This window comes from Stenotrophomonas sp. GQ19 (assembly GCF_059758695.1).
The window spans coordinates 47,477-59,425 of sequence record NZ_JCAXES010000009.1 but is presented as its reverse complement, the minus strand read 5'-3'; the positions used below and the strand labels follow the sequence as shown (position 1 = coordinate 59,425).

General features: G+C 67.4%; 9 protein-coding genes. 7 read left to right on the top strand and 2 right to left on the bottom strand.

Features of this window, described 5'->3' with window-relative positions; translation table 11 throughout:
* Positions 1–25: 25 nt before the first annotated feature.
* The 5 genes from AC6CHL_RS16090 (at position 26) to AC6CHL_RS16070 (ending at position 6,909) form a co-directional block, all read left to right on the top strand.
* Positions 26–2,704 carry a polysaccharide deacetylase family protein gene (locus AC6CHL_RS16090; protein ID WP_498295298.1) on the top strand — a complete coding sequence of 893 codons (2,679 nt, stop codon included), beginning with the start codon at positions 26–28 and terminating at the stop codon, positions 2,702–2,704.
* A gap of 3 nt (positions 2,705–2,707) precedes the next feature.
* Positions 2,708–4,057, top strand: a complete 1,350-nt coding sequence (gene mnmE, locus AC6CHL_RS16085; protein ID WP_498295296.1) for a tRNA uridine-5-carboxymethylaminomethyl(34) synthesis GTPase MnmE — start codon at positions 2,708–2,710, stop codon at positions 4,055–4,057.
* A gap of 116 nt (positions 4,058–4,173) precedes the next feature.
* The gene (locus AC6CHL_RS16080; RefSeq protein WP_244880152.1) at positions 4,174–4,560 is read left to right on the top strand and encodes a virulence RhuM family protein; all 387 of its coding nucleotides are present in this window, start codon (positions 4,174–4,176) and stop codon (positions 4,558–4,560) included.
* A gap of 194 nt (positions 4,561–4,754) precedes the next feature.
* Positions 4,755–5,810: a glycerophosphodiester phosphodiesterase gene (locus AC6CHL_RS16075; RefSeq protein WP_498295294.1), complete on the top strand. Its 1,056-nt coding sequence runs from the start codon at positions 4,755–4,757 to the stop codon at positions 5,808–5,810.
* Complete coding sequence (locus AC6CHL_RS16070; RefSeq protein ID WP_498295292.1) at positions 5,779–6,909, top strand: hypothetical protein; 1,131 nt, start codon at positions 5,779–5,781, stop codon at positions 6,907–6,909. Before AC6CHL_RS16075 ends, AC6CHL_RS16070 begins: the two co-directional genes overlap by 32 nt.
* Positions 6,910–6,916: 7 nt before the next feature.
* Here the strand turns inward: AC6CHL_RS16070 and AC6CHL_RS16065 are convergent, their stop codons facing one another.
* Entirely contained in the window at positions 6,917–7,702 is a 786-nt protein-coding gene (locus AC6CHL_RS16065; RefSeq protein WP_038691553.1) for a rhomboid family intramembrane serine protease, read from the bottom strand.
* A 96-nt stretch (positions 7,703–7,798) separates the two neighbouring features.
* Positions 7,799–8,755, bottom strand: coding sequence for a TerC family protein (locus tag AC6CHL_RS16060; RefSeq protein WP_038691555.1), 957 nt, complete (start codon positions 8,753–8,755; stop codon positions 7,799–7,801).
* A gap of 414 nt (positions 8,756–9,169) precedes the next feature.
* Here AC6CHL_RS16060 and AC6CHL_RS16055 point away from each other — a divergent pair, with 414 nt between their 5' ends.
* Together AC6CHL_RS16055 and AC6CHL_RS16050 are read left to right on the top strand one after the other, a co-directional pair.
* A complete protein-coding gene (locus AC6CHL_RS16055) occupies positions 9,170–10,339 on the top strand; it encodes a class I SAM-dependent rRNA methyltransferase (RefSeq protein ID WP_038691557.1) in 1,170 nt (389 codons plus the stop codon).
* A gap of 159 nt (positions 10,340–10,498) precedes the next feature.
* Positions 10,499–11,749, top strand: coding sequence for a dipeptidase (locus AC6CHL_RS16050; RefSeq protein ID WP_498295290.1), 1,251 nt, complete (start codon positions 10,499–10,501; stop codon positions 11,747–11,749).
* Positions 11,750–11,949: the final 200 nt, after the last annotated feature.

Below are 11,949 nucleotides of genomic sequence, written 5' to 3'. Positions count from 1 at the left end.
TTGCCGCGTTTCCCCGAGTCCCCCCATGCCCCCTGCGTCGTCGCTGTTCCGTCTGCCCGTGCCCGTGCTGCTGCTGACCCTGGTGATGGCTGGCTGTGGCCGGCAGGACGCGACCGACTCCCAGACGCCGGCCACCCCCAGCGCGCAGGCGGCCGCCGCCGCCGCGGATCCGGCGGCAGCGCCGCTGTTGGCGGCCTTGCAGAAGCAGCTCGACGGCCACCGCCGCATCATCGTGCTGCTGGCCGACGAGGCGCAGCAGTCGCCGGGCGATCGCGCCACCTCCAGCCGCATCGGCCAGCAGCTGTTCCACGACGGCCTGGCGCAGCGCGCCGCCATCGCCGCCCAGTTCGACACGCTGCTGCGCAGCCCGAGCCCGCAACGCTTCGCCTCCCTGGGCACGGTGCTGGACTACATCGAATCGGCGCCGGACCTGTTCGATGCCGACCGCTTGGCCTTCCGCGAAGTACTGCGCGACCTGCACGAGCGCGTGGGCAAGGATTCCTCGCTGCCTGCGGTGAAGCTGCACCAGCGGATCGGGGAAGACCTGGAGGCGCTGGATGAGATCGAGCGCACCTACAACCAGGAAATCACCCGCATCTTCAGCCGCTTCGACCGCACCCGGGCAATCGCGCTCAAGCGCGAGAAGTGGGACGACTACATCACCCACCTGCACGCGCAGTACCGCCGCGCCGACATCCTGCGCGACTACGGCGTGATCGAGCCGTACCCGATGTCGATGAAGGACAGCGACCGCGAGATCTTCGGCCGCGACCTGCCGCCCAAGACCGTGGTGCTCACCTTCGACGATGGCCCGCACAAGGCCTACACCGACGAAGTGGTGGCCATCCTGGAGCGCTACGACGTGCCCGGTGTGTTCTTCGAAGTGGGCCGCAACCTCGGTCAAGTGCAGGCCGATGGCAAGGTCAAACTGGGCCCGCTGGCCGGCATCAGCCGCAACCTGATGGAACAGGGCTACGCGGTGGGCAACCACAGCCTGACCCACGCGCAGCTGTCGCGTACCACCGGCGATGCGCTGCGCGAGCAGGTGCTGTCCACCGACACGCTGCTCAAGGACGTGGATGACAAGCGCGCGCCGCTGTTCCGCTTCCCGTATGGCGCGCGCAACGCTGAAGGCCTGCAGCTGCTCAACGAGGCCGGGCTGAAGTCGATCATGTGGAACATCGACTCGATGGACTGGGCCGACCCGGTGCCCGAGTCGATCGTGCAGCGCGTGGTCGACCAGGTGCAGAAGGAACAGCGCGGCATCATCCTGTTCCACGACATCCATGACCGCGCGGTCAAGGCGCTGCCGCAGATCCTGGACCGGCTGATTGCCGATGGCTACCAGTTCGCCGGCTGGAATGGCCGCGACTTCAGCGTGGCCCGCCCGCGCAAGGGAGCCGACAGCGCGCCTACGGTCACCACCGGCTACCAGAAGTCCTGGGCGATCGTGATCGGCATCGATGACTACGCCAAGTGGCCGAAGCTGGAGTACGCCAGCCACGATGCACAGGCCATCGCCGACACCCTGACCGGGCAGTTCGGCTTCCCGTCGTCGCAGGTGATCGTGCTGAAGAACCAGCAGGCCACCCGCAACAATATCCTGGCCGCCTTCCATGATCGCCTGGCCGATGACCGCACCGGGCGCGACGACCGGGTGTTCGTGTTCTTCGCCGGGCATGGCGCCACCCGCCGCCTGGCCTCGGGCCGCGACCTGGGCTACATCATCCCGGTGGATTCCAACCCGGATGAGTTCGCCACCGATGCCATCGCGATGACCGACATCCAGAACATCGCCGAGAGCATGCAGGCCAAGCACGTGATGTTCGTGATGGACGCCTGCTACAGCGGCCTCGGCCTGACCCGCGGCGGGCCCTCGTCGTCGGCGTTCCTGCGCGAGAACGCACGCCGCAGCGCGCGCCAGATGCTCACCGCCGGTGGCGCCGACCAGCAGGTGGCCGATGCCGGCCCGAACGGCCATTCGGTGTTCACCTGGGTGTTGCTGCAGGCCCTGGCCGGCAAGGGCGACCTCAACGGCGACGGGCTGATCACCGGTACCGAGCTGGCCGCGTACGTGGCCCCGGCCGTGTCGGCGGTGTCGCAGCAGACGCCCGCCTTTGGCAGCCTGCCGGGGTCGCAGGGCGGCGAGTTCGTGTTCCAGGTGCCCGATAGCCAGGAATACCTCACCGCCGATACCCGCCAGTTGTCGGCCGACGCCATTGCGTTGAACAACAAGGTCGACGCGGCGCAGGACGCCAAGGGCAAGGACGAAGCGCCGGTGACCGTGGCCGACCTGCAGGGCGGTAAGAGCACGCTGGTGGTGCCCGCGGCTGCGCCCACGTCCGACCGCCAGCGCGCGCAGCAGGCCAACGACCGCGGCCTGCAGTTGTACCGCGAGAAGCGCTACGACGAGGCAGTGGCCCAGTTCACCGAAGCGCTGAAGCTGCGTCCGGACTTCGCCCAGGCCGCCAACAACCTGGGCTTCGTGTACTACCGGCAGCAGCGTTATGCCGAAGCGGCACGCTGGCTGGAGAACACCTTGAAGATCGATCCCTCGCGGGCGGTGGCCCACTTCAACCTGGGCGACGCCTACTTCCATGCCGGCGACAAGGCCAAGGCCAAGCAGGCCTACAGCACCTACCTGGCCCTGCAACCGCAGGGCAGCGCCGCGGCCCAGGCCCGCGCCCAGCTGGAGAAGCTCTGAGCGATGACCACCCCGTCCAACATCGACACCGTCGTTGCCATCGCCACCGCGCCCGGTGCCGGCGGCGTCGGCATGCTGCGCCTCAGCGGCCCGCGTGCGCGCGGCATCGCCGACGCCATCGGCGTGCGCACGATGCAGCCGCGACAGGCGCATTACGCCCGCTTCCGCGATGCGCAGGGCGAGGTGATCGACGATGGCATCGCGCTGTGGTTCCCGGCCCCCCACAGCTTCACCGGCGAAGACGTGGTGGAACTGCAGGGCCATGGCAGCCCGGTGGTGTTGCAGCAGCTGGTCGCGCGCTGCATCGCGCTGGGCGCGCGGCAGGCCCGGCCGGGTGAATTCAGCGAACGCGCCTTCCTCAACGGCAAGCTCGACCTGGCCCAGGCCGAAGCCATCGCCGACCTGATCGCGGCCAGCGACACCCGCGCAGCGCGCGCAGCGCGGCGGTCGCTGGACGGGGTGTTCTCGCGCCGCGTGGACGAGGTGGCAGAACAGCTTGTTCTGCTCCGCATCCATGTTGAAGCGGCGATCGACTTCGCCGACGAGCCGCTGGACACGCTGGGCGGCGAACAGGTGCGCGCCGGATTAGGCCAGGCGCTGCGCGCGCTGGGGCAGCTGCGCGACGATGCCGAGCGCGGCCGCAAGCTGCGCGATGGCCTGCATGCGGTGCTGGTGGGCCCGCCGAACGCCGGCAAGAGCTCGCTGCTCAACGCATTGGCCGGCAGCGAGCGCGCCATCGTCACCGACATTGCCGGCACCACCCGCGACACCCTGCGCGAAACCATCCGCATCGATGGCCTCGAACTGACCCTGGTCGACACCGCCGGCCTGCGCGACGGCGGCGACGCGATCGAGCGCGAAGGCATGCGCCGCGCGCACGTGGAGATGCAGCGCACCGACCTGGCCATCATCGTGCTCGACGCCCGCGACCCGCAGGCCGGGCATGCCGCGGTGGCCGACGCCCTGGCCGGCGTGCCGCAGCAGCTGTGGGTCCACAACAAGAGCGACCTGCTGGAGCACCTTCCCGGCGACAGCGATGCGAACGTCGTCCACGTCTCCGCCGCCACCGGCCAGGGCCTGGACCGCCTGCACGCCCGCCTGCGCGAACTCGCCAGTGGCAGCGCCGGCGACAGCGTGGACGGCGAGTTCTCCGCGCGCGCCCGTCATGTTGAAGCCATCGTGCTGGCCATCGGCCACGCCGAGCGCGCCGAAGCCGAGCTGGTCCACGAACACCTGGAGCTGGCCGCCGAGGAACTGCGCCTGGCGCATGAGGCACTGGGCGAGATCACCGGGCGGATGAGCGCCGACGATCTGCTGGGGCGGATCTTTTCCAGCTTCTGCATCGGGAAGTAGGGGCTATGATCGTCAGCGCCGAAAGTGCGTCATCAGACACACCTTGCCGGCGTTAGACCGACCAGACTCCCCGGAGTACGCCCCAGTCGCGTGACAGCCCCTTTGAGGATCCGGTGATGGGCACGACAACATTGATCCGCAACAGTACTGTCGAGTTCCTGATCTTCACCAGCCAGACGGGCGATCAGAGCATCGAGGCCCGTTACGAGGACGATTCGATCTGGCTGTCGCAGAAGCGGATGGCTGCGTTGTTCGGCGTGGACGTGCGGACGGTCAATGAACATCTGAAGAATATCTTTGACAGCGAAGAGCTGACCCCAGCGGCAACCCTCCGGAAATTCCGGATAGTTCAGCAGGAAGGCAGCCGCACGGTGTCCCGAGGCGTGGACCACTACAACCTCGATGCCATCAGCCCGCGATTGTTCGAAAGTGATTTCGACAAGGTGATAAAGGCGGTGGAAGCGGTTGGTAGCGCATCAGGGCAGCCCGGCGAGGATTCCTGAAGCCGGTTCTGCCACGTCCATCGGCCCTTCCGCGTGCCGTTTCTTCCCCCTGTCACACCGCACCACCACAATGCGCCGGTCCATCCACGCCCGGCCGCGTTGGCGCGGGCCGCATCAAACAGGGGTTTGCAGTGTCGAAGTTGTCGTGGGGTTGTGCCTTGCTGTTGTCGCTGACCGTGGCACCATCGGTGGCCATGAGCGCTGAATCCTCCCCTCCCGCGCCGCGCAAGGCAGCGGTGTACGGCCATCGCGGCGCCAGTGCGCTGCTGCCCGAGCACACCTTGGCCGCCTATGCCCAGGCCATCGCCGACGGCGCCGACTACATCGAACCGGACCTGGTGATGACCAAGGACGGCGTGCTGGTGTCCCGCCACGAGAACGAGATCGGCGGCACCACCGACGTGGCCGCGCACCCGGAGTTCGCCAGCCGCAAGACGGTCAAGAGCATCGACGGCGAACGCATGGAGGGTTGGTTCACCGAAGACTTCACCCTGGCCGAGCTGAAGACGCTGTACGCCCGCGAGCGCCTGCCGCAGCTGCGCAGCACCGCCTTCGACGGCCAGTTCCGCATCGCCACCCTGGACGAGATCATCGCCTTCCTGGTCCAGCAGGCCGGCCGCGCCAACCGCGGCATCGGGCTGGTGCCGGAGATCAAGCACGGCACCTACTTCAAGGGCATCGGCCTGCCGATGGAAGACAAGGTGTTGGCCACGCTGCAGGGCAACGCCTATACCCGCGTGGCACCGGTGACGATCCAGTCGTTCGAGGTGGGCAACCTGCGTTACCTGCGCAGCAAGCTGGCACCCGATTCCAACATCCGCCTGCTGCAGTTGATCGGCGACCCGAAGCAGCAGCCCGGCGACGTGCTGGCCGCCAAGGGCAGCCAGCGCTATGCCGACATCATCACCCCGGCCGGGCTGGAGCAGGTGGCCGCCTATGCCGACGGCATCGGCCCGAGCCTGCGTCTGATCATTCCGCTGGACGCCGCCGGCACGCTCGGCACGCCTACGTCGCTGGTGCGCGATGCACATGCGGCAGGGCTGATGGTGGTTCCGTACACGTTCCGCCCGGAGAACCCGTTCCAGGCCGCCGAGTTCCGCAAGGGCGAACCGAACGCGCGCAACGCCGATGGCTCCGTGGCGGAGATGCGCGCCTATCTGGCCACCGGTATCGATGCCTTCTTCACCGATGACCCGGCGCTGGGCCGGCGCGCGGTGGATGGCGATGGCACGGCGGTGGCAAACCCGTAGGTACCAACCGTTGGTCGGTGCGACCGTGATCGGTGCTACCCGCATCGACCAACGGTCGATGCCTGCCGGGGCATGCCCCAACCGCGCTTGCCGACCGCGCGCTGCGCGCGTTACCGTGCCCGGCAGACAAGGAGGTCGCATGCTGATCGGGCATCGCTACGAACACACGCCGGACGGCGATCTACGCATTCGCTCACACAACCATGTGCTCGGTGGCATGGTGCTGCTGTTCCTGGCTATCGGCTTCGGCATCCCCGCGGCGGCGCTGATGGCGGGAATGAAAGCCGGCTCACTGGTGAATACGCTGCTGGCAGGGTTGGCGATGCTGTTGCCGCCCGCGATGAGCCTGCTGGCGCTTTGGTCGTTGGCGCCGCGGGAGATCCTCACCGTGTCCCGGCGCAACGACGTGGTTGAACGCCGCCGCCGGATGCTGCTGGGCCTGCGTGAGCAGGTCGAGCAGTTCGCACTTGGCCGACCCACCGCGTTGGAGTTGCGCGTCCGCAAGGATGCCCGGCCAGCCATCGGTACGCTCTGGATGATCCTGCCCGACGGACGCGAACACTGCCTCAGCCCCGGCAACTTCGCGCTTCTGCCGGGCCGACCGTCGACAGAGCGGTGGCTTGGCGAAGTTGCCGGCTACCTGCAGGTGGCGGTCACCCGCGTTGATCGGGATGCTGCCGGTGCAGACGCCCGCCCGGTGGCCCCACTACCGGCCTGGCGACGGCGCGCAGAGGCCTTCAACGCGGTGCATGCCCCGCCACCCCGCGTGGTGCGGAAAGCGTCCACCCCCAATGCGCCGAATGCGTCCGACCCCAACGACAGGATCGGCCTCCTTGCCCGTGCGGTGGTCGCGCTGTTTGGGCTGTTCCTGGCGGTACTGGAGCTGTCCCAGGCACTGGCCGTGGGAACGGCGCTGTTCACCGGACGCCTGCGTGTCAGCGGATTCCGCACCGGATCGCACAGCTACCTGTGGGACGAGCGCCCCATGGCGTTCTCGGTCCACACGCTGTTCGGCGTGGTGGAAGTGCTGGTGGTGGGCTACATCGCCTGGCAATGCCTGCGCATCAGTGCCACCGGCGTGATCAAGCCCCCGAAGTGAGCCGCCGTTATTCGCGCGGCGCACCCGGATCGCGCGGACGGAACGGGAGGACCACAAAGTCCTGTCCTTCGCGCGGCTGCCACAGCACCGGCACGCGGTGCGGGGAGGGCGGTTCAAGGTCGTTGTCACGCTGCAGCTGCAGGTCGTCCTCGTCGTCTTCCTCTTCCCAGCTGTAGCGCTTGCGCGGGGCCATCGGGTCGGACAGGCGGAACAGCAGCGCGCTGATGATGCCGGCGAAGGCACCGCCCATGTGCGACTGCCAGGACACCCCCGGCTCATGCGGCAGGATAGTGATGAGCATGCTGCCGTAGAACAGGAAGGCGATCAGGCCGGCGGCAATGGCCGGCCGGTCGCGGCGCAGCAGGCCCAGCACGAAGATCAGGAACATCAGGCCATGGGTGATGCCGCTGGCACCGAGATGGCGGCTGCCCAGGTCACCCAGCAGCCAGGCACCCAGTCCGGAGCCGACCCACAGCAGGGGCAGCGCGCGCAGGGTGGCTTTGGGATAGACGCTGCCGGCGAGCGTCCCGAGGATCAGCAAGGCGAAGGCATTGGCCCCCAGGTGCTGTACCGAACCGTGCAGCAGCGGCGCACCGAGGATGCCAAGCAGGCCGGCCTTGTCCAGCGGGGCCACCGCCCACGGGCGCCAGTCGAAATGACCCTGCGCGGTATAGATGGCCACCAGCACCAGCACGAAGGCCAGGCTCAGGTTGAACGCCCGCAGCACGCGACCGCGGTCGTTGCGGGGAGAGGTCGGCGGTTCGCCGGCGGGCAGGGGCAGGTTGGCGTTCATACCCTTAGGGATTGCGTCGCCCGGGCTGAACACAAGGGCAACGCGACGGGAGAGAGTAGTGCCACCGGCGGGACAATCCCGCCGGTGGCACGTCGGTTACGCGTCGCCGGTCTTCGGCGGGTTCTTCAGGCTCAGCACCACGGTGGCGGCGATGATCACGGCCACCACGCCCAGCGAGATCGGGGTGGGGATCTTGAAGATGTCGATCAGCATCATCTTGATGCCGATGAAGGCCAGCACCAGGGCCAAGCCATACGGCAGCAGGTGGAAGCGATCGGCCATGCCGGCCAGCAGGAAGAACATCGCGCGCAGGCCCAGCACCGCGAACACGTTGGAGGTGAGCACGATGAACGGGTCGGTGGTGATGGCGAAGATGGCCGGGATGGAGTCCACCGCGAAGATCACGTCGGTGACCGCAATCAGGATCAGCACCACGAACAGCGGGGTGTACCAGCGCTTGCCATCGCGCATGACGCTCATGGCGTTGCCGGCGTAGTCGGGCAGCAGGCGCAGGTGCTTGCGCATCCAGCGCAGGGCAGGGTTGGTCTCAAGATCCGGCTCGCTACCGGCCGAGAACCACATCTTCCAGCCGGTGAACAGCAGGAACGCACCGAACACGTAGAGCAGCCAGTGGAACTTGGTCAGCAACACGCTACCGGCGAAGATCATGATCGTACGCAGCACGATCGCGCCCAGAATGCCGATGATGAGCACCTTCTGGCGCTGTTCCTCGGGCACCGCGAAGTAGCCCATGATCATCAGGAACACGAAGATGTTGTCCACGGCCAGGGCTTTCTCGACCAGATAACCGGTCAGGAACTCCAAGCCGACCTTGTTGGCCACCACCTGGCCGGCGGTCTCGTTCAGGTAGTACCAAAGGCCGCCGTTGAAGGCCAGGGCCAGGGCGACCCAGCCGATCGACCACCACAGGGCCTCCTTGAAGGTGACCTTGTGCGGCCCGCCATGTCGCATCAATACGAGGTCGACCAGCAGCGCGATGATCACCACCGCGCCGAAGCCGCCCCACAACCACACATTACCGATCGTCTGCATTGGGTTTATCCGTTGGAAAAATGATTGCCTCAAGCCGGACGGCGAGGATCTGCAACGGAGGATCGGGGGGATCCGGGGAACAGAGCTTCGCCATACGGCGAAGGTCTCGCTCGCAGTCCCGATGGGTGGGACTGCCGTTGCACCGGAGCCTGCGGGCTCGAATTGACGGCGACAACGTCTGGGAGCTACTCCCCTTCTGGGGCCGATTCTGCGGGGTGGCCGGGCCGGCGTCAAATCCTTTCCATGCCCCGGTGCTGCTGAACCAAACGCCCCAACCGGTAGTGACGGCCGCTGGCCGTCAACCACGTAGCGGCCGGGGTTACCGCGCTGACGGCCTGCGGCCGTCACTCCCAGAGCGCCGGCGGTGTCGCTCCCAACGCCGAGGGCTGCAGGCTTCCCGTTTACAATACGCCCATGAATACCCCTGCCCCCGTTGTCCGCCTCAAGAACGCCTGGCGCTCCAGCCACCCGTGGATCTTCCAGAAACTGGTCGAAAAGCCGGCCGTCCGTCCCAAACCCGGTGCCATCGTCGACGTTATCGGCGTGGACGGGGAGTGGATCGGCCGGGGCTTCTACAACGGCCATTCGCGCATCGCCGTGCGCATCCTGGAAACCGACCAGGCCGTTCCGGTCGACGCGGGCTGGTTCTCGCGCAAGATCGCCCAGGCCGTCTCGCTGCGCCGCGACGTGCTGAAGCTGGACGCGGTGTCCGACGCCTGGCGCGTGGTGCACAGCGAAGGCGACGGTCTGTCCGGCCTGGTGGTGGACCGCTACAACGACCTGGTGGTGGTGGAGTTCTTCGCCGCCGGCATGTTCCGCCACCGCGAGTGGATCTACGAAGCGCTGCGTGAGCAGTTCCCGGGCTGCCGTTTCCACAGCTTCGCCGACGAACACGTGCAGAAGCAGGAAAGCTTCGACTTCCATGGCAACACCACCACCGAAGCCTCGGTGATCACCGAGTACGGCGTGAAGTTCCGCGCCGACCCGGCCGGAGCGCACAAGACCGGCTTCTTCGCCGACCAGCGCGAGAACCGCCAGTGGCTGAGCGAGCAGGTGGACGGCAAGAGCGTGCTCGACCTGTGCTGCAACACCGGCGGCTTTGCGGTGTACGCCGCTGCTCGCGGTGCGTCGGAAGTGGTCGGCATCGACATCGATGAAGACGTGATCGCCATTGCCAAGGCCAACTCGCGCCTCAACAACGTGCGCCCGAAGTTCATCCAGTCCGACGTGTTCCCGTGGCTGCGCGATGCGGCCAACCGCGGTGAGCAGTTCGACGTGGTGATCCTGGACCCGGCCAAGATGACCCGCGACCGCGACCAGGTCATCACCGCGCTGAAGAAGTATCTGGACATGAACAAACTGGCGCTGGGCGTGGTCAAGCCCGGTGGGCTGTTCGCCACGTTCTCGTGCACCGGCTTGGTGGCCGAGGACCAGTTCCTGGACATGCTGCGCCGCGCGGCGTTCTATTCCGGCCGCACCATCCAGATCCTGAAGGTGGCCGGCGCCGGTCCGGACCACCCGTTCATGGCGCACGTGCAGGAATCGCGCTATCTCAAGGCGGTGTTCTGCCGCGTGCTGGACTGATTCGCAGGATCCCGGCCACGTTCGGCATCAGGTAGTGCCGGCCGCTGGCCGGCTCCTCCTGGTCTCCGATTGTCGCGGGGAGCCGGCCAGCGGCCGGCACTACCGTTTGTTGTCCTCACAGCGCTATGGTCTGACGCTTCCCATCCAAGGTGAGGCGTCATGACGTTGCGCAGTCTGTCATTGCTGGTGTCGCTGGCGTTGTGCACGCCGCTGGCCGCCCACGCCATCGAGTTCACCCCGCAGGAACTGGCCCGGGCCTCGGCCCTGCAGAAGACGCTGCTCACGTTGGACAGCCACCTGGATACGCCGGCCAACTTCCACCGCGCCGGCTTCGACATCCAGCAGCGGCACGACCACAACGCGCTGTCGCAGGTGGATTACCCGCGCATGGTGGAAGGGGCGCTGGATGGCGGCTTCTGGGCGATCTACACCGACCAGGGCGACCGCAGCGAAGCGGCGCATGTGCACGAACGCGACGCGGGGCTGCTGCGGCTGATGGACATCCGCGCGATGCTCGCCGCGCATCCGGACACCTTCCAGCTGGCGCTCACCGCCGCCGATGCGGCCCGGATCAAGGCCGCCGGCAAGCGCGTGGTCTACATCAGCATGGAGAACGCCAGCCCGCTGGTGGACGATCCCTCGCTGCTGAGCTTCTACCACCTGGCGGGCCTGCGCCTGCTGAGCACGGTGCATTTCGCCAACAACGAGTTCGCCGATTCGGCCACCGACAAGAAGGGCGCCGAATGGAAGGGCCTCAGCCCGGCCGGCAAGGCGCTGGTGGACGAAGCGGTGCGGCTGGGCATCGTGATCGACCAGTCACATGCCTCCGACGCGGTGTTCGACGACCTGCTCGAGCGCATGCCGGTGCCGTTCGTGCTGTCGCACAGTTCGGCCAAGGCGATCTACAACCACCCGCGCAACCTCGACGATGCACGCCTGAAGCAGCTGGCCAAGGCCGGCGGGGTGATCCAGGTCAACGCCTATGGCGGTTACCTGATCGACACCGGCAAGACCGAGCAGCGCGCGCAGGCCGAGGAGGCGTTGATGAAGCAGCTCGGCGGCGACTACGACGGGATGACGATCGCCCAGGGCGTGGCACTGAAGCAGGGGCTGGACGCACTCGATCAGCGCTACCCGCTGCGCAAGGCCACGCTGGATGACTTCTTCGCCCACCTCGAGCACATCCTCAAGGTGGTCGGCCCGGAGCATGCCGGGATCGGTCTGGACTGGGACGGCGGTGGCGGCCTGGCGGACCTGCCGGATGTGAGCCAGCTGCCGAAGATCACCGCGTGGCTGCTGCGCAAGGGCTACAGCGAGAAGCAGATCGCCGGCATCTGGGGCGGCAACCTGCTGCGGGTGATGGCCCAGGCGCAGGCGCATGCGGACAAGGTGGCGACGCCGAAGAAGTGACGAGGCGCGAGGGCGCCGCGCAGTCATGGCCAACAGCAGCCGGGCAGAGCCCGGCTCTACGGGAGCGTGGCCGGCAGCACGTAGAGCCGGGCTCTGCCCGGCTTCCCACCGACGCCGTGTTTCCACGGCGGGATGGCCGGCAGCACGTAGAGCCGGGCTTTGCCCGGCTTCCCACCGCCGCCGTGTTTCCACAACGGGGT